Below are 20,760 nucleotides of genomic sequence, written 5' to 3' on the forward strand. Positions count from 1 at the left end.
GCGGTCAGCCCAGCGCCTGCTCCAGATCGGCGAGCAGGTCGTCGACCGTCTCGATGCCGACAGACAGTCGCACGAGATCGCCGGGAACTTCAAGCGGCGAGCCGGCGGCACTTGCGTGTGTCATCCGGCCCGGGTGCTCGATCAGGGACTCCACCCCACCGAGGGACTCGGCGAGCACGAACAGCTTGGCCCGGTTGCAGATCTCGACCGCGTGCTCCTCGCCGCCGGTCGCCCGGAAGGAGATCATCCCGCCGAACCGGCGCATCTGCTTGGCGGCCACCTCGTGGCCCGGGTGCGACGGCAGGCCGGGGTAGATGACCTCGGCCACCCTGGCGTGCCCGTCCAGGTAGGCGGCGATCCGCTCGGCGTTGTCGCAGTGCCGGTCCATCCGGACGCCGAGGGTCTTGATGCCGCGCAGGGTCAGCCAGGCGTCGAACGGGCCGTTGATCGCGCCCATCGCGTTCTGGTGGTAGCGCAGCTGCTCGCCGAGTTCGCGGTCGGCGACGACGAGGGCGCCACCGACCACGTCGGAGTGGCCGCCGACGTACTTGGTGGTGGAGTGCACCACCACGTCCGCGCCGTGCGCGATCGGCTGCTGGAGGTACGGCGAGGCGAAGGTGTTGTCGACCACCAGCAGCGCCCCGGCGTCGTGCGCGACTCCGGCCAGGGCGGCGATGTCGGCGATGCCGAGCAGCGGGTTGGTCGGCGTCTCCACCCAGACGATCCGGGTGCTGCCGGGGCGGATCGCCGCCCGCACGGCGTCCGGGTCGGAGACCTTCGCCGGGGTGTACGTCAGCCCCCAGCGCTCGGCGACCTTCGCGAAGAGCCGGTACGTGCCGCCGTACGCGTCGTCCGGGATGACCACGTGGTCACCCGGCTTGCAGACGGTGCGCAGCAGGGTGTCCTCGGCGGCCAGGCCGCTGGCGAAGGCGAGCCCGACCGGACCGCCCTCGAGGGCGGCGAGGCACTCCTGGAGGGCGTCGCGGGTCGGGTTGCCGGACCGGCTGTACTCGTAACCCAGCCGGGGCGCGCCGACGGCGTCCTGGGCGTAGGTGCTGGTCTGGTAGATCGGTGGGATCACCGCGCCGGTGCGGGCCTCCGGGTCCTGGCCGGCGTGGATCGCGAGCGTCTCGAAGCCGTGACTCATTCCCCAGACGCTAGTCCCTCCACCGTGACCGCCCGGGACGACCCGACCAGGGCGGTCTACTCCGTCTGCTTCGGATGCCCCGGTCCCGCCGACACGATCCAGACGATGCGCTTGTCAGGGTCGGGGCAGTACCAGACCCGACCGCCAGCGGTCACCTCGTACTGCCACTGGAGCAGGACCTTGCCACCCACCTCCCGGTAGGCGAGCGCGCCCCGGAGCCGGTGCTGCCGGGCGGGATTCTCCGGCGTGACGGGTCGCTCGGTGAGGACGACCCACGCCTCCCATGTGTTCGACCGAGCCGTCTGGCAGAGCTGCTCCCACCCTTTGGCCGCCTCCGACGAGGCGAATCGGGCCTCCCAACCGCCGGGCCGCCCGGGTGGAGCGACCCGGTCCCCTCGCTTGGCCGGCATCGCTCACGCTTCCGTCGGCCCGGGAACCGGACCATGGTCGTCGAGAAGCGGCTCGGTGAGCTCACGAACGAGCGCAGGGTCCGCGTAGACGGCAGCGGTCGCCTTCCATTCGCGAAGGGTCTGCGCGAGGACGGACCATTCGCCCAGGTCAGCCGAAATCCTCGCCGCCGTCGTGAAGTCGGAGACGAACTGCGGGAGATCCCCGTCGGGAAGCAGCCGAAGCCACGGGAACTCCTCCGCGAGGACGTCGACCGCCACGTCGGCCGGCAGGTGGGCCAGGGCGTTCCGCAGTGCCCGCGTCGCCGCCACCGCGCCCTCGCCAGCAGCCAACACCCGATCCTCGCGGGTCAGCAGCAGCGCGGCACCGTCCCGACGCCGAACGCGGACGTCACCGCTGTCCGCCAGGGCCGCCACACTCTTTGGATCCCGCTGCAGCTCGCTCCACTGCACTTCCCTGGTTGTCGCCACATGCCAATTCTGAACTTTTTCAGAGTTGACGGCAAGTCCACTCGACCGACCCGATCACTCCGCCCCTCGTCAGCGGGGACACCCGTACGCCGAACTAGCCTTGGGCCGGTGGCGGCGTGTGTGTTCTGCGGGATCGTGGCGGGCGGGACGCCCTCGTTCCGGGTGACCGACGAGGCGGACGGGGTGGCGTTCCTGGACACCCGACCGGTGTTCAAGGGGCACGTGCTGGTGGTGCCCCGGACCCACCTGGTCACCCTGGCCGACCTGCCGCCGGAGTCGCTCGCCGGCTACTTCGGGCTGGTCCGCCGGGTCGCCGTGGCGGTCGAGGCCGGGCTGGACGCGGGCGGCACCTTCGTGGCGATGAACAACCGGGTCTCCCAGTCGGTGCCGCACCTGCACACCCACGTGGTGCCCCGGACGAAGGGGGACGGGCTGCGCGGCTTCTTCTGGCCCCGGACGCGCTACGCCGACGACGCCGAGGCGCGCTCCTACGCCGAGCGGGTGGCCGCCGCCCTCCCGTCCGCCCCCGGACGGGCGTAGCGGGTGATCCAGAGGCCGGGGACGGGCTCGGCGTCGCCGAGCGCGGCGAAGCCGAACGACTCGTAGAGCGCCCGCGCCGGCCGATTGGCCCGGCCGGTGGCGACGACCACCGTACGGTCGCCGGCCCGCGTCAGCACCGCGTCGACAAGCGCCCGGCCGATCCCCCGTCGGTGGGCCACCGGGTCGACGACGAGCCGGTCGATGTCGAGCGTGGTGGCCTCCTCGGTCCACGCCACCGCGCCGACCAGCCGGTCGGCGGGCTCGGGCGCTCGACTGGAAGCCGCCTCCGTCGGGCCGGCGACCGACCCACCGCCGGCGACGACGGCCCCGAGCCAGCGCAGCGGCGCCCTCTGCAGGTCGTCGAGGCTCTCGTGGAGCGTGGGGATGCGGTCGTCGCCGATCAGCGTCGCCTCCACCGCGTACGCGGCCCGCTGGATCCGCAGCAGCGCCCGCGCCACCGCCTCGTCCCCGCCCGGCGTCAGCTCCCTGATGTCCATGGCAGGAGATCCTGGCAGCAATCGGCCCGCGCGGGTGCCTGATCATCGGGCGGACGGGTAAGGACGGGGAGCCCGCCGGCGTTGCAGGATAGACAGATACGAGAGGAGTCATCGTGTTCCTGCGCCGCATGAAGGCCGAAATGATCACGCCCGACCAGGCCCTGCCCGGCCGACCGATCGCGATGCCGGTCAGCGACCGCCACGAGGTGCTCGGCACCCCGCTGAAGGGCCCGTTCCCGCAGGGCGCGCAGGTGGCCGTCTTCGGGATGGGCTGCTTCTGGGGCGCGGAGCGCCTGTTCTGGGGTCTCCCCGGCGTGGTCACCACCTCTGTCGGCTACGCGGGCGGCTACACCCCGAACCCGACGTACGAGGAGGTCTGTTCCGGGCGGACCGGGCACGCCGAGGTGGTCGAGGTGGTCTACGACCCGTCGACCATCGCCTACGAGGACCTGCTCAAGGTCTTCTGGGAGAACCACGACCCGACCCAGGGCATGCGCCAGGGCAACGACGTCGGCACCCAGTACCGGTCGACCATCTACACCACCAGCGACGAGCAGGCCGCTGCCGCGACGTCGTCGCGGGACGCCTTCGCCCCGATCGTGGCCCAGGCCCGCCGGGCCGAGATCACCACCGAGATCGCCCCGCTCGGCGAGTACTACTTCGCCGAGGACTACCACCAGCAGTACCTCGCCCCGACCAAGAACCCGAACGGCTACTGCAACCACGGTCCGAACGGCATGAGCTGCCCGGTCGGCGTGGCCCGTACGGCCGGCTGAGCGCCGCCGGACCCCGCGCTGTGGGCTGCCCGCACCAACGGGGCAGCTCCACAGCGTCGGCGGAGCGGTCCCCCGCCGTGACCGACAGGGCCGGATCCGCGACGGACGTCGAGGCACGCTCCGATCCGATGCTGGGAGGTTCCTCACAGCGGGCCGCACTCGCAAAAGGGTCACTCCGCGCCTGACGGACACGGAAGCCCCGATGATCCACTTCAACCCGCCAAAGGTTGCGCATTCTAGCAAGCCACCACCCTGCCAGCCATCAGCTCAACAGGCGAAGTGCCCCATCCTCTGGCAGCATTCGTTGGCATGTGCGGACTGGCTGGGGAGCTCCGTCGGGACGGTTCACGCGCCGACGTCGCGGCGGTGGAGCGGATGGCGGCGACCATGCACGACCGGGGCCCCGACGACAGCGGCGTCTGGTCGCAGGGGCCGGTCGCCCTGGGCCACCGGCGCCTGAAGATCATCGACCTCTCCGCCGCGAGCGGACAGCCGCTGGTCGACTCGGCCGCCGGGCTCACCGGCGTCTTCAACGGCTGCATCTACAACTACCGCGAGCTGCGTGCCGAACTCCAGGCGAAGGGGCATGTCTTCTTCTCCTCCGGCGACACCGAGGTGGTGCTCAAGGCGTACGCCGAGTGGGGTGACGCCTTCGTCGACCACCTGGTCGGCATGTTCGCCGTGGCGATCACCGAGCGGGCCACCGGCCGTCTGGTGCTGGCCCGCGACCGGCTCGGCATCAAGCCGCTCTACCTGGCCGAGACCCCCGACCGGGTGCGGTTCGCCAGCACCCTGCCCGCCCTGCTGGCCGGCGGCGGGATCGACACCACGATCGACCCGGTCGCGCTCGCGCACTACCTCAGTTTCCACAGCATCGTGCCGCCGCCCCGGACCATCCTGCGCGGCGTGGCCAAACTGCCCCCGGCCACCGTCCGGGTGTACGAGCCGGACGGCCGGGTCACCGAGCGGCTCTACTGGGACCCGGCGTTCACCCGCCACCCGGACCGGGCCGACTGGTCCGAGCGGGACTGGCAGGACGCCCTGCGGGAGTCGCTCACCACCGCCGTCAAGCGGCGCATGGTCGCCGACGTTCCGGTGGGGGTGCTCCTCTCCGGCGGACTGGACTCCAGCCTGGTGGTGGCGCTCCTCGCCGAGCAGGGTCAGCGCGGTCTCGCCACGTTCTCCATCGGCTTCGACGCGGTCGGCGGTCGGGAGGGCGACGAGTTCCGCTACTCCGACCTGGTGGCGAAGACCTTCGACACCGACCACCACCAGATCCGGGTCGCCACCGGTGACCTCGTGCCCCCTCTGGAGGCGGCGGTCGCGGCGATGAGCGAGCCGATGGTCAGCCACGACTGTGTGGCGTTCTACCTGCTCAGCGAGACGGTCGCGCGGCACGTCAAGGTGGTCCAGTCCGGGCAGGGCGCGGACGAGATCCTCGGCGGCTACCACTGGTACCCGCCGCTGGCCGGCGTCGACCGGGCGCACGCCGTGGACACGTACGCGAAGGCCTTCTTCGACCGGGACGCGGCCGGACTGGCCCGCGTGCTCAACCCGGACCGGCTGGCCGACGGCGACCCGGCGCGGGAGTTCGTGGCCGCCCACCTGGGCCGGGCGGGCGCGGAGACCGCGGTCGACGCGGGCCTGCGGATCGACACCCAGATCATGCTCACCGACGACCCGGTGAAGCGGGTCGACAACATGACGATGGCGCACGGCCTGGAGGCCCGGGTGCCGTTCCTCGACCACGAGTTCGTGGAGCTCGCCGCCGCCTGCCCGCCGGAGCTGAAGCTCGCCCAGGACGGCAAGGGCGTACTCAAGGAGATCGGCCGCCGGGTGCTGCCCTGGGAGGTCATCGACCGCCCGAAGGGCTACTTCCCGGTGCCCGGCCTCACCCACCTGGAGGGCAAGGTCCTCGACCGGGTACGTGACGCCCTGTACGCCCCCGAGGCCCGCCGTCGCGACCTGTTCCGCACCGACTACGTCGACGCTCTCCTCACCGACCCGAACGCCGAACTCACCCCGCTGAACGGAAACAAGCTGTGGCAGCTCGGACTTCTGGAAATGTGGCTCCAGAGCCACGGAATCGACTGACCGTGACCGACACCCTGGCGACCGGGACGGCCCTGACCGAGGGGCAGCGGGCCCGGATAGCCCGGAAACGGGAGCGGGTCGGACCCGGCGGTGACCCGGTCGCTCCCGGCGAGCCCGGCGGCCGGTCGACCGACCCGGAGGCGTCGGACCGGGCCGGCGGGACCGACGTGGTGCTCGACTGCGGCTGGGGTCGGCTGGTCTTCGGCCAGACGTTCCGCGATCCGGCGGCCGTCGCCGACGTGCTCCGCTCGGAGGCCGCCGGTTCCCGGGACATCTGCATCTACCTGCGCGACCCGCACGTGCTGGTGTCCCGGCTGCACGACGAGCTGTTCATCGACCCGTCGCTGACGTACCGGCTGCCGTTGAGCCCGGACGCGGCCCCCGGCCCAGGGCCGATCGGCGGCGAGGCGCCCGGGGACACCGGCGCGGACCTGCCGGGGCTGCGGATCCGCCAGCTCCGCGACGCGGCGGACGCCGAGGCGGTGAACCGGATCTACGCCAGCAACGGGATGGTCACCGCCCCGGTGGACGTGCTGGTGGCCAACGCCGCCACCCCGTCCTTCCTGCACCTGGTCGCCGAGTCGGCCACCGGGGAGATCGTCGGCACGATCACCGGCGTGGACCACGTCGAGGTCTTCGACGACCCGGACGAGGGCGCGAGCCTGTGGTGCCTGACCGTGGACTTCAACCACGCCCCGCCCGGCACCGGGCAGGCGCTCCTGACCGAGCTGGCCGCCCGGCTCACCGACCGGGGTCGGGCCTTCGTCGACCTGTCCGTGTTGGCGGAGAACGTCGGAGCGATCCGGCTCTACGAGCGGCTGGGCTTCTACCGCACCGCCACGCTCTGTGTGAAGCGGAAGAACCCGATCAACGAGCGGCTGTTCCTGCCCGCTCTGCCCGCCGGCTACGACGAGCTGAACCCGTACGCCCGGATCATCGCCGACGAGGCGATGCGCCGGGGCATCCGGGTGGAGGTCACCGACCCGGCCTGGGGTGAGCTGCGGCTGACCACCGGCGGGCGGACCATCCTGACCCGGGAGTCGCTCTCCGAGCTGACCTCGGCGGTGGCGATGAGCCGCTGCGACGACAAGCGGGTGACCCGGCGGATCCTCGCCGAGGCGGGGCTCACCGTGCCGCGCGGCCGGACGGCCACCGGCGACGACGCCGACGAGGCGTTCCTGGCCGAGATCGGCGCGGTGGTGGTCAAGCCGGCCCGGGGCGAGCAGGGCAACGGCATCACGGTCGGGGTACGGACCCCGGAGTCCCTGCGGACCGCGGTCGAGCTGGCCCGGCGGTACTGCCCGGACGTGCTGATCGAGGAACTGTGCGCCGGTGAGGACCTGCGGGTGGTCGTCATCGACCACGAGGTGGTCGCGGCGGCCGTCCGGCGGCCCGCCTCGATCACCGGCGACGGGGTGCACGACGTCACCGAGCTGATCGAACGGCAGAGCCGCCGCCGGGCCGCCGCCACCGGCGGCGAGTCCCGCATCCCGATCGACGAGATGACCCGCGAGGTGGTCGCCGAGGCCGGGTACGGCATGCACGACGTCCTCCCCGAGGGCACCGTGCTCGCCGTCCGGCGGACCGCCAACCTGCACACCGGCGGCACCATCCACGACGTCACCGGGGAACTGCACCCGGAGATCGCCGAGGCGTGCGTGGCGGCCAGCCGGGCGCTGGACATCCCGGTCACCGGGCTGGACCTGCTGGTCGGGGCACCCGACCGGCCGGAGCACGTCTTCATCGAGGCGAACGAGCGGCCCGGCCTGGCCAACCACGAGCCCCAGCCGACCGCCGAGCGCTTCGTCGACCTGCTGTTCCCGGGCACCCGGGCACCGCACCGGCTCTGGTCCCCGGCGGGTACGGCATCCTCGACGGCATGACCGAACGTCGTCCCGTCCCGCTCCCGCTCGACCTGGACTACCTGCGGCAGGTGCTGCTGGAACTCCTGGAGATCCCCAGCCCGTCGGGGCGTACCGACCACGTGCAGCAGTACGTGGGCGAGCGGCTCTCCGCCCTCGGCATCTCCTCCACGCTGACCCGGCGGGGCGCGCTGAGCGCCTGCCTGCCCGGCCCCCGCGCCACCGGGGCGGACCGGGCGATCGTGGTGCACACCGACACGATCGGCGGGATGGTGAAGCGGCTGAAGGAGAACGGCCGGCTGGAGCTGAAGTCGATCGGCACGCACAGCGCCCGCTTCGCCGAGGGGGCGCACGTGCGGATCTTCACCGACGACCTGGACCGGGTGATCACCGGTCAGGTGCTGCCGCTGAAGGCGAGCGGCCACCGCTACAACGAGGCGGTGGACCTTCAGGGGGTCGGCTGGGAGCAGGTGGAGGTCCGGGTCGACGAGCCGGTGGAGGACGAGGCCGGGCTGCGTGCGCTCGGCATCGACGCGGGCGACTTCGTGGCGTTCCTGCCCAATCCGACGATCACCCCGAGCGGCTTCGTCAAGTCCCGTCACCTGGACGACAAGGCCGGGGTGGCGGCGGTGCTGACCGCGTTCAAGGCGATCGTCGACGCGGGCGTCCAACCCCGGGTCACCGCGCACCTGCTGGTCACCGTCACCGAGGAGATCGGGCACGGGGCCAGCCACGGCCTCGACCCGGACGTCGCCGAGATCGTCTCGGTGGACGCGGCGGTGGTCGCCCCGGGCCAGCAGTCCCGGGAGACTGCGGCGACCCTGGCGATGGGGGACGGGGTGGGCCCGTTCGACTACCACCTGACCCGCAACCTCGCCTCGATCGCCGCCGAGCACGACGTCGACCTGGTCCGGGACGTCTTCGACTACTACCGCTCGGACGTGGCGGCGGCGGTCGAGGCCGGCGCGCACGCCCGGGTGGCGCTGCTCGGCTTCGGGGTGGACGCCACCCACGGCCACGAGCGCACCCACCTGGACGGCCTGCGCCACCTGACCCAACTGCTCTGCCTCTACCTCCAGAGCGACCTGGTCTTCCCCGAGTGGGACGCCGAGCCCGAGGGCGACCTGGCCGACTTCCCGTCGCTGGCGGTGCAGCCGGCGTCCGAGGAGGGGCCGCGCGAGGGGCCGATCGGCATCGCCGACCATGCTGCCGACCCGTCCTGACCTGCCTCCCCAGCGGGTGACGTAAAACCGTTGCCGCCACAGTCGGGAAGTGGATAGCGTGGCGGTACACGGGAAGGGAGGTGATCCGAAGCTTTGAGTAGTTATCGGACTCGTGAGGTGGCTGTCCGCTAGCCGCTGTCCTTGACAGTCGACCGTCCGCCCTCCGGGGCGGACACAGAAAGATCGTCGAGACCGTGTGGCAGCGGTGCGGCGAATCCAGAACAGCCACCCGACCCCCGGGGTGCCGGCCCAGTCCAGCCGGTCCGCGCGTCAGCGCGGAAGCCCCGGGGGTCGACCCATGTACGGAGGGCGTACGCCGTGTCGATGCGCGAGCTGACGGTGCTCGGCACCGCCAGTCAGACGCCGACCCGGCAGCGCAACCACAACGGGTACGTGCTGCGCTGGGACGACGAGGTGATCCTCTTCGACCCGGGCGAGGGGAGCCAACGGCAGCTCCTGCACACCACGGTCACCGCCACCGACCTGACCCGGATCTGCGTCACCCACTTCCACGGCGACCACAGTCTCGGGCTGCCCGGCATCATCCAGCGCCTCTCCCTGGACCGGGTGCCGCACCCGGTGGCGGTGCACTTCCCGGCCGGCGGCGCGGAGTACTTCGCCCGGCTGCGGCACGCCACCAGCTTCCACGAGGCCGCCGAGCTGCGTCCCGAGCCGGTCGACGCGGACGGGCAGCGGACCGCCCTGCGCGGCGGCCACACCCTGACCGCCCGCCGGCTCCGCCACCCGATCGAGACGTACGGCTACCAGCTGGTCGAACCGGACGGCTGCCGGATGCTCCCGGAGCGGCTGGCCGCGTACGGCATCGCCGGCCCGGCGGTCGGGGAGCTGCTCCGCGTCGGTCACCTGGACGTCGACGGACGCCGCGTACGCCGGGACGAGGTGAGCGAGCCCCGGCCGGGGCAACGGTTCGCCTTCGTGATGGACACCGGGCTCTGCGACGCGGTCTACGCCCTGGCCGAGCACGCCGACCTGCTGGTGATCGAGTCCACCTTCCTCAACTCGGAGGCCGCGCTCGCCGCCGAGGTCGGGCACCTCACCGCCGCCCAGGCCGCCCGGGTCGCGGCCGAGTCCGGGGTACGCCGGCTCGTGCTCACCCACTTCTCCCAGCGGTACGCCGACCCGGCCCGGTTCGCCGCCGAGGCCCGTGAACACTTCACCGGTGACCTGGTGGTCGCCGAGGACCTGGGCACGGTCGCGGTGCCGCCCCGGCGGGTACCCTCGCCCGGGTGACCCTCACTCTCCGCCACGCCGTCGCCGACGACCTGATGGCAGTCGGCGACCTGCACCAGCGTTCCCGGGTCGCCGCCTACTCGTCGTTCCTGCCCCCGGAGGCGCTGGCCACGCCGACGCCGGCGGGGATGGGGCGGTACTGGGTCGAGCGCTGGTCGTACGAACGGGACGACCACCTGATGACCGTCGCCGAGCGGAACGGTCGGCTGGTCGGTTTCACCTACGTCGGCCCGGACGGCGTGGACGGTCGGGTCGACCCGCGCACCGGCCTGCTCTGCGCGATCCACCTCGACCCGGCCGAACAGGGCCGCGGCACCGGCCGGGAGTTGATGGTCGATGCGCTGCACACCCTGCGCTCGTGGGGGAACGACCGCGCGGTGCTCTGGGTGCTGCGGGACAACACGCACGCCCGCCGCTTCTACGAGCGCGGTGGCTGGGCTCCGGAGGGCCGGGAACGCGACGAGCACTTCGGCTCGGTCGTCACCCGTCAGCTCCGGTACGCCCACCCTCTCTGAATTCCCACGCGCCCGCGCTGTGATCCGCGTGTCCGGTGCGCCGGTTCAGCGGCTGTGGGAGCCGCCCCTCACACCTTCAGGACATCCACGTCGTACAGCGCCATCGACGCGTCACGGGAGGCCAGTGTCATCCTCTCGACGTTCGACTGTGCCACCAGCATGCGGTCGAAGGGATCGCGGTGGTGCGGTGGCAGGCGGCCGGCGGCGATGGCGTGGGCATGGGTCACCGGGAGTTCCCGAAAGCCCATGTCCCGCACCCGTTCGGCCAGGTCAGGAGGGCCGGCGAGCTTTCCCACGCTCTGCTTGATGGTGATCTCCCAGAGGCTGACCGGGGAGAGGAAGATGTCCGGATCGTGGCGTAGCCGATCGAGGAACTCGTCGCCGAGAGTCGCATCGCCCGTGATTGCCCACAGCGCGACGTGTGTGTCCAGCAGCAGGGTCATGCGCCGATGCCGAAGTCAGCGGCGATCTCGGCGTTGGTCTGGGGTGAGTCCCAGTCGCCGGAGAGATCCAACTGACCGGCGAGAGATCCGACTGCGGTGCGGTTGGCCCGCCGCACCAGGGGCACGACCTTCGCCACCGGAGTGCCTGCCCGATCGATGATGATCTCCTCGCCGCGTTCCACCCGTTCGATGATGCGCGACAGGTGGGTCTTGGCATCATGCATGTTGTAGTGCACGGCCTCAGCCGACATGACGCGACCTCCTCAGTTAGCTAACAGCTTAGCCCGCCCGGTCCGATGGCGTCACGAATCCGTAGGGGACCGATCCAGCCGGCCGCCGGGTACCGCCTCGATGCACGTGAGCTGGGCAGGATCAGTTGCGGGTTGGGAGACGCGGCGGCCTGAACTGGGTGGTGACCGGCCCGTCGCGGGACGGGCCGGTCACCACCCTCAGCGGCCGCCGAGGTGGGCCAGCAGGTCCTGCCGGGTGAGCACGCCCTTGGGCTTGCCGTCGATCAGCACCAGCGCCGCGTCGGACTTCTCCAGCAGCGTCACCGCCTCGCTGACCGGCTGCCCACCGCCGACCATCGGCAGCGGCTCGCCCATGTGCCGCTCGATGGTGTCGTGCAGGTGGGCCTGGCCGGTGAAGAGGGCGTCGAGCAGGTCCCGCTCGGCGATCGAGCCGGCCACCTCACCGGTCACCACCGGCGGCTCGGCCTTGAGCACCGGCAGCTGCGAGACGCCGTACTCGCGCATGTAGTCGATCGCGTCCCGGACCGTCTCGGTGGGGTGCACGTGCACCAGCTCGGGCAGGCCGCCCGGCTTGGCGGCGAGCGCGTCGGCCACGGTCGGCTCGTCACCGCCGGCCGTCAGGAAGCCGTACCGGGCCATCCAGGTGTCGTTGAAGATCTTGGACAGGTAGCCCTTGCCGCTGTCCGGCAGGAGCACCACGACCACGTCGTCCGGACCGGCGGCGCGGGCCACCTCCAGGGCGGCCACCACGGCCATGCCGCAGGAGCCGCCCACGAGCAGCCCCTCTTCCCGGGCCAGCCGCCGGGTCATCTCGAAGGAGGCCTTGTCGGACACCTCGATGATCTGGTCGGCCACGGACTTGTCGTACGTCTCCGGCCAGAAGTCCTCGCCGACCCCCTCGACCAGGTACGGCCGGCCGGTGCCGCCGGAGTAGACCGAGCCCTCCGGGTCCGCGCCGATCACCTTCACCCGACCGTCGGACGCCTCCTTGAGGTAGCGCCCGATGCCGGAGATGGTGCCGCCGGTGCCCACGCCGGCGACGAAGTGGGTCAGCCCGCCGCCGGTCTGCTCCCACAGCTCCGGGCCGGTGGTCTCGTAGTGCGAACGCGGGTTGGCCGGGTTGCTGTACTGGTTGGGCTTCCACGCGCCGGGGATCTCCCGGGCCAACCGGTCGGAGACGTTGTAGTAGGAGCGGGGGTCCTCCGGGGCGACCGCCGTCGGGCAGACCACCACCTCGGCCCCGTACGCCCGCAGCACGTCCTGCTTGTCCTGGCTGACCTTGTCGGGGCAGACGAAGACGCACTTGTAGCCCTTGAGCTGCGCGACGAGGGCCAGTCCGACGCCGGTGTTGCCGCTGGTGGGCTCGACGATGGTGCCGCCCGGCTTCAGGATCCCGGCGGCCTCGGCGTCCTCCACCATCCGCAGCGCGATCCGGTCCTTCACCGAGCCGCCAGGGTTGAGGTACTCCACCTTCGCCAACACGGTGGCCTGGATCCCGGCGGTGACGTTGCGGAGCCTCACCAGCGGGGTGTTGCCGATCAGCTCGACGACGTTGTCGTAGTACTGCACCTCGTTGTGCCCTTCTCCTCCGGTGCCGGCAGCGGCGCCGGGCGACGGTTGGTCGACGCCCAGGGTACGTGGCGTCAGGACAGGACACTCCCAGGGATCACGGACGCGCGGCGCGCCTCCCACTCCAGGAACCGCTCCGTCTCGGCCAGCACGCTCCCGGCCAGCCAGGTAACCATGACCGCGTCGTCGACCAGGCCGAGGACGGCCAGGAACATCTCCGGCACGAGGTCGACCGGGGAGACGACGTACGCCGCCGCCGCGGTCATCAGGGCCAGCCGGAGGCCGCCGTCGTACTCGCCGCGGGCGGTGGCCTTGATCATCCGGGGCAGCGCCGCCACCCGGGCGCCCAGGGACGGCCCGCCACGTGCCCCGGCCATCAGCGCCCGGGCCAACGCGGCGAACGCCGCACTCCGCTTCAACGTCCTCGCCATGTCAGTGCCCCTCTCTCCTCGACCAGCGTGCCGGGCCGGCGCAACCACCGCCGGTGCCGCCGCCCGTTCCGGACGGTCGTCCCGGACGGGCGGCGGTCGATGGATGACGTACCCAGAATGTCCCGCGGCCAGGCACCGGAGCGCCATCGTGGGGACAGCGACGTGTCGCTCCCGCGCGGTACTGTCGGCTCATGGAGGAGGTGACCGGAACCGTCGTGCCGACGCGTGCGCGCTGGCGGATCGCCCGGCAGGTCGTCCGCTACACGGCGATCGGCGCGGGTGCCACGGTGGCGGCCTTCGCCACCACGACCGGTGTCCTCCTCGGCCAGGCCAAGCAGGCCCGCCGGACGATCCCGATGGCCGAGGCGCCCCCACCCCGCTGCGACGGCGTCTACGGTCCCAAGCTTCCCGGCCGCCCTCTCACCATGGTGATCCTCGGCGACTCCTCCGCCGCCGGTTACGGCGTGCACCGGCGTCGGGAGACCCTCGGCGCGCTGCTCGCCACCGGCCTGTCCCGCCGGCTGCACCGGCCGGTACGGCTGCACCGGTTCGCGGTCGTCGGCAGCCTCTCGGCGGGGCTGCGCCATCAGGTCGAGGCCGCCCTGGAGCAGCAGCCGGACCTCGCGGTCATCCTGGTCGGCGGCAACGACGTGACCAACCGCACCCCACCGGCCGTGGCCGTCCGTTACCTCACCGACGCGGTCCGCGACCTGCGCGCGGCCGGGGCGGAGGTGGTCGTCGGCACCTGTCCCGACCTGGGGGCGATCCAGCCGATCCAGCCGCCGCTGCGCTGGCTGGCCCGCCGCTGGGGTCGGCAGCTCGCCGCCGCCCAGACGGTGGCGGTGGTCGAGGCTGGCGGCTGGACGGTCTCCCTCGGCGACCTGCTCGGCCCCCGGTTCGCGGCGGAGCCGGGTCGGATGTTCGCCTGGGACCGGTTCCACCCGTCCGCCGAGGGGTACGCGGTGGCCGCGTCCGTACTGCTGCCGACGGTCCTCTCGGCGCTCGGCGCGGGTCCGGAGCGCCGGCCCGCGCTGACCCGGGGCGAGGGCGTACGGTCGCTGCCACAGGCGGCGCAGGAGGCCGCCCGGCACCCGGGCACCGAGGTCAGCGGCACCCAGGTCAGCGGTCGCGACCGGGGCCCGGCCGGGCGCTGGGCGCAACTGCGGCGGCGGGCCTTCGTCGCGGTCGGCGCGCTTCCCGCGCACGCGGGCGAGCCGGTGCCGCACCGCGCCGCCGACGCGGGCCCCGCGCCGGGCGGACCGGAGAGCGGCGACGTGCTCCGACCGGCAGGGCCGGCGGAGACCGGCGACGTGCTCCGACCGGCGGGGAGGCCGGCGACCGGCGGCGTGGTCCGACCGGCCGGGGGCACGCAGACAGCAGTGGAGGGACGAGCATGAGCGAGCGGAACACCCGCACCGAACTGGCCGCCCGCATGGGCCGGGTCGCGGCCCTTTCCCTGCTCGCCGGCACAGTCGGCGGCGCGGCCGTCCTCGCCGGTGAGGCCTTCGTCGCCCGCACCCGCCGGTACGCCGAACCGGAACTCGGCCTCGCCCTGCGGGCTACGGTCGGGCGGACGGACGCACCGCCGCTGCGGCTGGTCCTGCTCGGCGACTCGGCCGCCCTCGGGGTCGGCGTGCAGCAGTTCGGCGAGACGGTCGGCGGCCAGTTGGCCCACCTGCTCGCCGAGGGACCGAACGGCCGACGGGTGCACCTGTCCAGCGTCGGGGTCTCCGGGTCCCGTTCCACCGACCTGGCCACCCAGGTGGCCCGGGCCCTGCTCGGAGGCCGTCCGGACGTGGCGGTGATCCTGATCGGAGCGAACGACGCGACGACCCTGCGGCGGCCGTCCGACGCGGCGGCGTACCTCGGTGGCGCGGTCCGCCGGCTGTGCGACGCCGGGGTGGAGGTCGTGGTCGGCACCTGCCCCGACCTCGGCGCGGTCCGGGCCGTCGCCCCGCCGCTGCGCCAGGTGATCGGCTGGTCCGGGCGGCGCACCGCGCGGGCGCAGACCGTGGCGGTGCTGGAGGCCGGGGGCACGGTGGTGGATCTCGCCACCGAGACCGGAGCGGTCTTCCGGGCCGATGCCGGGACGCTCTGCCACGACGGATACCACCCCTCCGCCGACGGCTACCGGGTCTGGGCCCACGCGCTGCTGCCGGCGGTGGCCGCCGCCGCAGCCGTCGCCTCGTCCCGCTGAGCGCGCGGGACGGTCGCCGTCACCTCGGGCCACTTCCACCACAAGTTACCGACGGGTTAACGTTGGCTCATGCCGACTGAGTCGTCCCGCGACGCCGTCATCGTCGCCACCGCCCGCTCCCCCATCGGCCGGGCGTACAAGGGTTCCCTCCGCGACGTCCGCCCGGACGACCTCGCGGCGACCATCGTCCGGGCCGCGCTGGACAAGGTTCCCCAGCTCGACCCGACCGAGATCGACGACCTCCACCTGGGCTGCGGCCTGCCCGGCGGCGAGCAGGGCTTCAACATGGCCCGTGTGGTGGCCACCCTGCTCGGGCTGGACACCGTGCCCGGCGCGACCCTGACCCGGTACTGTGCCTCGTCGCTCCAGACCACCCGGATGGCGATGCACGCGATCCGGGCCGGCGAGGGGGACGTCTTCGTCTCCGCCGGGGTCGAGTGCGTCTCCCGGTACGTCCGGGGCAGCTCCGACGCCCTGCCGCCGGAGGCGCAGGCGCTGGTCGGCGGTGGCTGGGAGAACCCGCGCTTCGCGGCGGCCCAGGAGCGGTCGGCCCGCCGGGCGGCCGGCGGCGCGGAGGTCTGGACCGACCCGCGCGAGGCCGGCGAGCTGCCCGACATCTACCTCGCCATGGGGCAGACCGCGGAGAACCTGGCCCAGGCGTACGACGTGACCCGCGCCGACATGGACGAGTTCGGTGTCCGCAGCCAGAACCTCGCCGAGAAGGCGATCGCGGACGGCTTCTGGGCTCGGGAGATCACCCCGGTCACCACCCCGGACGGCACCGTGGTCAGCAACGACGACGGCCCCCGTCCCGGAGTGACCCTGGAGGGCGTGGCCGGGTTGAAGCCGGTGTTCCGCCCGGACGGTCGGATCACCGCCGGCAACTGCTGCCCGCTCAACGACGGGGCCGCCGCCGTGGTGATCATGAGCGCCCAGCGCGCCCGGGACCTGGGCATCACCCCGCTGGCCCGGATCGTCTCCACCGGCGTCACCGCCCTCTCCCCGGAGATCATGGGCCTCGGGCCGGTCGAGGCGAGCCGGCAGGCACTCGACCGGGCCGGCATGACCATCGACGACGTCGACCTGGTGGAGATCAACGAGGCGTTCGCCGCCCAGGTGATCCCCTCGTACCGGCAGCTCGGCATCCCGCTGGAGAAGCTGAACGTGATGGGCGGCGCGATCGCCGTCGGGCACCCGTTCGGCATGTCCGGCGCCCGGATCACCGGCACCCTGCTCAACGCCCTCAACTGGCACGACAAGTCGATCGGCCTGGAGACCATGTGCGTCGGCGGCGGCCAGGGCATGGCCATGGTCCTCGAACGCCTCTCCTGACGCCGTCGCGGTCGGGCGGTCGCCTCAGAGAGCGCTCCGGGTCGCCGTCACCTCGGCGGCGGCCCGGGCCAGCGCCTCGGACGCGGGAGCCGCGGCGACCAGGTCGGCGGCGACCACCCGGAGCTGGTCGGGCAGGGCGAGGTCGTTCTCCAGCCGGGGCACCGTCCGTCGCGGCTGCCCCTCGGCGTCGGCGGCCAGGTTGGCGACCTCCTGCACGAGCCGGTGCACCAGGTCGGCGCGGGAGACGTTGCCGTCGGCGGCCAGCGCCGACCAACGCGGCGACTGCCAGTGCCCGACCTGCCGGACCAGTTGTTCCACCGCCCGGTCGAGTTCCACCGCCCGGTCCGGCCCGCTGGCGGGGGCCGGGTCGTCGGCCGCCGGGTTCACCGGACACCGGCCTGTTCCGCCGGGTACGCCCCGGTCCGCGTGCTGCTCACCGGAGCGAGTCTACGGTCACGTCACCCGCCCCGGACGTGGTCGCCGGCCGGACGCCCGGCCGGGTCGGAGGCGACCGGAGCCGGTGGCCCCGCGCCCGGCCAACCAGCCTCTTCCCGCAACGACGGGCGCCCGCCCCCGGGAGGGGACGGGCGCACCGGTCGACCAGTTGCTCTGACTGTCTGCCCGGTCATCGCTGACTTCTTGCTCAGTCGTCGCCTTGGAAGTAGCTCAGCAGGCGCAGGATCTCGATGTAGAGCCAGACCAGGCTGACCAGGATGCCGAAGGCGGCCGTCCAGGAGTAGCGCTGGGGCAGCCCCATCCGGACGCCCTCCTCCACCTCGTGGAAGCTCAGGATGAAGCTGAGCGACGCCACCACGATGCAGACCAGGCTGAAGCCGATGGCCAGCGGGCTGCCGTCCCGCAGGCCGGTGTTGACGCCGAACAGCGCCAGCACCAGGTTGATCAGCATGACGGCGAAGAGGCCCACCATCACGGCGATCATGCCGCGCACGAACTTCGGGGTGGCCCGGATGACGCGCGCCTTGTAGAGCACGGCCATCAGGAAGAACACGCCGAACGTGGCGGTGGTGGCCTGGAGCACGATGCCGTCGTAGAGCGACTCGAAGGCCTTGCTCACCATGCCGACGAAGACGCCCTCGACCACCGCGTAGGTGATGACGAGCGCCGGGTTGGCCATCCGGGAGAACGAGATGACCAGGCCGAGCGCGAGGCCGACGATGGCGGCGCCGATCCAGGCGACACCGACCAGGGCGTCGGGCACCAGCACCCAGGCCGCCGCAGCGGAGGCGGCGAGGATGCCGAGGAGCATGACGGTCTTGACCACGACGTCGTCGAGCGACATCGGCGTCACGGTGGGCGGCGCGGCCGGGTAACCGGGGGCCGCCGGGTAGCCCGCACCCGGGTACTGCTGCGGGTAACCGGGCTGTCCGTACGGCCCGGTCGGGGCGTACCCGGCCGCCCGCTCCCGCTCGGCCGCCTGGCCGAGCCGGGCGAGCACCGGGTTCGAGGTCTTCACTTTCAGCCTCCCTCAGGGGGTCGATGCACGTTCGACGTGCCTATCCAGGGTAAACCGCCGCGCCGACCTCTTGGTGATCACCAAGCTGAAGGGAAGCTGAGAGTCTGGTGCCCGGGGCGGGGGTCGAACCCGCACGCCTTGCGGCAGCCGCTTTTAAGGCGGCCGTGTCTGCCGTTCCACCACCCGGGCGGGTGACCCACCGGCGCGTCGACACGCGGTGGTGCAGTGTCACGGTAACCGGTCTCGTCGAACCCGGCGTACCCCGATACCACTCCGGCACTATGGTCGAGGCCGTGAGCAGCGCAGCCTGTGCCGATCAGGACGCCGGACCCGATCGGGAGGCCACCCCCGACCGCCCGACGGCGCCCGGCTCCCGGCGCACCCGGCTCCTCGCCGCCGCCCACCGGAACCGGGTGGACCTGCTGGCCGTCCTGGGCTTCCTGGTCCTCGCCGGAGTGCTCACCCACGGGCTCTGGCCGAACCCGTCCGGTCGGGTGCTGGCGCTCAACCCGGAGGACCAGACCCTCTACGAGTGGTTCCTGGCCGTCGACTCGCGGGCGTTGCTCGGTGACTTCAGCCTGCTCACCGACCGGCTCAACGCCCCCGACGGGGTCAACCTGATGGCCAACACGACGGTCATCGCGCTCGGGGTGGTCTTCGCCCCGGTCACCCTGGTCTTCGGCGCGCCGACCACGTTCGCCCTGCTCGCCGCCCTGAACCTGGCCGGCACCGCGATCGCCTGGTACGCGCTCTACGTCCGGGTGCTCGGCGCTGGCCGGCTGGCCGCCGCGCTCGGCGCCGGCCTCTGCGGCTTCGGGCCGGGCATCGTGTCGCAGACCAACAGCCATCTGCACATGACCGCGCAGTGGCTGGTGCCGGTGATCATCTGGCTGGTGGTCCGCATGCTACGGGCCGCCGGCCGCCCTCCCCGGGCCGGTGCCGGGCGGAACCTGGCCGCCGTCGGGCCCGGCGGAACCGGGCGGGACCGGGACGGCCGCGTCGGGCGGGCCGGTGGCGGAGCGGACCGGCGGCTGGTCACCTCGGCCGTGGCACTGGCCGTCGTGGTGACCGTCCAGGTCTTCGTCGGTGAGGAGGTGCTGTTCCTCGCCGCGCTGACCCTGGCGGTGATGACCGTCGCCTACGCCGTCGCCGACCGGCGGCTCGCCCGGCGGGCGTTCCCGGCTTTCGCGGCGGGAATGCTGCTCGCCACCGGGCTCGCCCTGGTCGTGCTCGCCTACCCGCTCTGGTTCCAGTTCGCCGGGCCGCAGGGCGTGGCCGACGGGATGTTCAGCCCGTACTACTTCTCGGCCGACCTGACGAGCTGGTGGACGTTCTCACCGCTCTCGCTGGCCGGCGACGACACGGCGGCCCGGCTGACCACCGGTCCCGCGGAGTACAACACCTTCCTCGGCTGGCCGCTGCTGCTGGTCGGCGCGGCCTGCGCGATCTGGCTGCGTCGCCAGCCGCTGGTGGTCGCCTGCGTGGTCGGCGCACTGGTGATGGGCGCGCTCTCCCTCGGCCCGGACGTGGTGGTCGACCGAACGCGGACCGGTGTGCCGGGACCGTTCCGGTTCCTGCTCGACGTGCCCGTCGTGGACGGGGCGCTGCCGATGCGCTTCGCGCTGGCGGTGCTCCCGCTGCTGGCCACGGTGCTCGTGCTCGCCGTCGACCGGGCGTGGCGCGGCGGGGGTCGGGGACGGGTGGTCGTCCCGGCCGCCGTCGTGGCGGCACTACTGCCGGCGGCGCCCACCCCGCTGGCCACCGAGGACCGGCCGCCGGTGCCGGAGTTCATCACCGCCGGGCACTGGCGCGACTGCGTACGTCCCGGCGGGGTGCTGGTGCCGGTGCCCGCGCCCACCCCGAGGGAGCCCTGGCCGATGCGCTGGGCGGTGGCGGCGGACGCGGCGTTCGCCCTGCCCGAGGGCTTCTTCATCGGCCCGTACGGCCGCGACGGCACGGCGGCGATGGGCACCTACAAGCAGCCCACGTCGGCGTTGCTGGCCGAGGTGGCCCGGCACGGTGAGCAGCCCGTGGTCAGCGAGGGGCAGCGCCGGCAGGCGGCCCGGGACGCCGACTTCTGGAACGCGTCCTGCGTGGTGCTCGCCGCGAACGAACGGCACGCCGAGAGTTTGCGCGGGACGCTGGAACAGCTCTACGGACCGGCGACCCGGATCGCCGACGCCTGGATCTGGCGTCCCTGAGCCCTCACCGGCCGGTCGGCTGGTTGCTGGCCGCTCGGCCGGTTTGGTAGCAGGGGCCCCCTGCAGGGCAGAAAGCGGT

The 20,760-nt window shown here is 72.9% G+C and carries 20 protein-coding genes, 1 tRNA gene and 1 pseudogene; 11 read left to right on the forward strand and 11 right to left on the reverse strand.

Features of this window, described 5'->3' with window-relative positions:
* Positions 1-4: 4 nt before the first annotated feature.
* Genes QSK20_RS08535 through QSK20_RS08545 form a run of 3 tightly spaced genes read right to left on the reverse strand, consistent with a single transcriptional unit; the run spans position 5 to position 2,025 of the window.
* A complete protein-coding gene (locus tag QSK20_RS08535; protein ID WP_285788025.1) occupies positions 5-1,147 on the reverse strand; it encodes a cystathionine gamma-synthase in 1,143 nt (380 codons plus the stop codon).
* A gap of 56 nt (positions 1,148-1,203) precedes the next feature.
* Positions 1,204-1,557: a hypothetical protein gene (locus tag QSK20_RS08540; RefSeq protein ID WP_285788026.1), complete on the reverse strand. Its 354-nt coding sequence runs from the start codon at positions 1,555-1,557 to the stop codon at positions 1,204-1,206.
* Between the two features lie 3 nt (positions 1,558-1,560).
* Positions 1,561-2,025, reverse strand: a complete 465-nt coding sequence (locus QSK20_RS08545; protein ID WP_285788027.1) for a hypothetical protein — start codon at positions 2,023-2,025, stop codon at positions 1,561-1,563.
* Between the two features lie 108 nt (positions 2,026-2,133).
* Between QSK20_RS08545 and QSK20_RS08550 the strand changes: the two genes are divergently transcribed.
* Complete coding sequence (locus tag QSK20_RS08550) at positions 2,134-2,565, forward strand: HIT family protein (RefSeq protein ID WP_285788028.1); 432 nt, start codon at positions 2,134-2,136, stop codon at positions 2,563-2,565.
* On the opposite strand, the gene QSK20_RS08555 is transcribed toward QSK20_RS08550, so the two are convergent.
* Positions 2,514-3,062, reverse strand: coding sequence for a GNAT family N-acetyltransferase (locus QSK20_RS08555; protein WP_285788029.1), 549 nt, complete (start codon positions 3,060-3,062; stop codon positions 2,514-2,516). The genes QSK20_RS08550 and QSK20_RS08555 overlap by 52 nt on opposite strands.
* Before the next feature lie 113 nt (positions 3,063-3,175).
* Between QSK20_RS08555 and msrA the strand changes: the two genes are divergently transcribed.
* The 6 genes from msrA to QSK20_RS08585 all read left to right on the forward strand — a co-directional run bounded on the left by msrA (position 3,176) and on the right by QSK20_RS08585 (position 10,783).
* Positions 3,176-3,838, forward strand: a complete 663-nt coding sequence (msrA, locus tag QSK20_RS08560) for a peptide-methionine (S)-S-oxide reductase MsrA (RefSeq protein WP_285788030.1) — start codon at positions 3,176-3,178, stop codon at positions 3,836-3,838.
* A gap of 309 nt (positions 3,839-4,147) precedes the next feature.
* Positions 4,148-5,932: an N-acetylglutaminylglutamine amidotransferase gene (locus QSK20_RS08565; protein ID WP_285788031.1), complete on the forward strand. Its 1,785-nt coding sequence runs from the start codon at positions 4,148-4,150 to the stop codon at positions 5,930-5,932.
* 2 nt (positions 5,933-5,934) lie between these two features.
* Complete coding sequence (ngg, locus tag QSK20_RS08570) at positions 5,935-7,815, forward strand: N-acetylglutaminylglutamine synthetase (protein WP_285788032.1); 1,881 nt, start codon at positions 5,935-5,937, stop codon at positions 7,813-7,815.
* Positions 7,812-9,017 carry an osmoprotectant NAGGN system M42 family peptidase gene (locus QSK20_RS08575; protein WP_285788033.1) on the forward strand — a complete coding sequence of 402 codons (1,206 nt, stop codon included), beginning with the start codon at positions 7,812-7,814 and terminating at the stop codon, positions 9,015-9,017. The genes ngg and QSK20_RS08575 overlap by 4 nt, the downstream gene beginning before the upstream one ends.
* A 318-nt stretch (positions 9,018-9,335) precedes the next feature.
* Positions 9,336-10,268 (forward strand): ribonuclease Z, encoded by a 933-nt coding sequence (locus QSK20_RS08580; protein WP_285788034.1) that lies wholly within the window; start codon positions 9,336-9,338, stop codon positions 10,266-10,268.
* Positions 10,265-10,783: a GNAT family N-acetyltransferase gene (locus QSK20_RS08585; protein WP_285788035.1), complete on the forward strand. Its 519-nt coding sequence runs from the start codon at positions 10,265-10,267 to the stop codon at positions 10,781-10,783. Before QSK20_RS08580 ends, QSK20_RS08585 begins: the two co-directional genes overlap by 4 nt.
* 68 nt (positions 10,784-10,851) lie before the next feature.
* Here QSK20_RS08585 and QSK20_RS08590 read toward each other — a convergent pair whose 3' ends face one another.
* The 4 genes from QSK20_RS08590 to QSK20_RS08605 form a co-directional block, all read right to left on the reverse strand.
* Positions 10,852-11,226, reverse strand: coding sequence for a type II toxin-antitoxin system VapC family toxin (locus tag QSK20_RS08590; protein WP_285788036.1), 375 nt, complete (start codon positions 11,224-11,226; stop codon positions 10,852-10,854).
* Positions 11,223-11,477, reverse strand: coding sequence for a type II toxin-antitoxin system Phd/YefM family antitoxin (locus tag QSK20_RS08595; RefSeq protein WP_132405220.1), 255 nt, complete (start codon positions 11,475-11,477; stop codon positions 11,223-11,225). The genes QSK20_RS08590 and QSK20_RS08595 overlap by 4 nt, the downstream gene beginning before the upstream one ends.
* Positions 11,478-11,675: 198 nt before the next feature.
* A complete protein-coding gene (locus QSK20_RS08600; protein WP_285788037.1) occupies positions 11,676-13,046 on the reverse strand; it encodes a cystathionine beta-synthase in 1,371 nt (456 codons plus the stop codon).
* Positions 13,047-13,120: 74 nt separating this feature from the next.
* Complete coding sequence (locus QSK20_RS08605; protein WP_088980620.1) at positions 13,121-13,477, reverse strand: YkvA family protein; 357 nt, start codon at positions 13,475-13,477, stop codon at positions 13,121-13,123.
* A gap of 191 nt (positions 13,478-13,668) precedes the next feature.
* On the opposite strand from QSK20_RS08605, the pseudogene QSK20_RS08610 reads away from it, so the two are divergent.
* From QSK20_RS08610 to QSK20_RS08620, 3 genes and pseudogenes are all read left to right on the forward strand, one after another.
* Positions 13,669-14,715, forward strand: a pseudogene (locus QSK20_RS08610) (SGNH/GDSL hydrolase family protein); the annotation flags it as partial.
* Between the two features lie 155 nt (positions 14,716-14,870).
* Positions 14,871-15,674, forward strand: coding sequence for an SGNH/GDSL hydrolase family protein (locus QSK20_RS08615; RefSeq protein ID WP_145834076.1), 804 nt, complete (start codon positions 14,871-14,873; stop codon positions 15,672-15,674).
* 69 nt (positions 15,675-15,743) lie between these two features.
* The gene (locus QSK20_RS08620; RefSeq protein WP_285788038.1) at positions 15,744-17,006 is read left to right on the forward strand and encodes an acetyl-CoA C-acetyltransferase; all 1,263 of its coding nucleotides are present in this window, start codon (positions 15,744-15,746) and stop codon (positions 17,004-17,006) included.
* A 24-nt stretch (positions 17,007-17,030) separates the two neighbouring features.
* Here the strand turns inward: QSK20_RS08620 and QSK20_RS08625 are convergent, their stop codons facing one another.
* From QSK20_RS08625 to QSK20_RS08635, 3 genes are all read right to left on the reverse strand, one after another.
* Entirely contained in the window at positions 17,031-17,342 is a 312-nt protein-coding gene (locus QSK20_RS08625; protein WP_502888874.1) for a hypothetical protein, read from the reverse strand.
* A 307-nt stretch (positions 17,343-17,649) separates the two neighbouring features.
* Entirely contained in the window at positions 17,650-18,480 is an 831-nt protein-coding gene (locus QSK20_RS08630) for a Bax inhibitor-1/YccA family protein (RefSeq protein ID WP_285788039.1), read from the reverse strand.
* A gap of 105 nt (positions 18,481-18,585) precedes the next feature.
* A tRNA-Leu gene (locus QSK20_RS08635) sits at positions 18,586-18,669 on the reverse strand.
* A gap of 104 nt (positions 18,670-18,773) precedes the next feature.
* Between QSK20_RS08635 and QSK20_RS08640 the strand changes: the two genes are divergently transcribed.
* The gene (locus tag QSK20_RS08640) at positions 18,774-20,681 is read left to right on the forward strand and encodes a hypothetical protein (RefSeq protein WP_285788040.1); all 1,908 of its coding nucleotides are present in this window, start codon (positions 18,774-18,776) and stop codon (positions 20,679-20,681) included.
* Positions 20,682-20,760: the final 79 nt, after the last annotated feature.

Origin of the sequence: Micromonospora sp. NBRC 101691, assembly GCF_030269285.1 — a bacterium.
GTDB classification, from domain to species: domain Bacteria; phylum Actinomycetota; class Actinomycetes; order Mycobacteriales; family Micromonosporaceae; genus Micromonospora; species Micromonospora echinospora.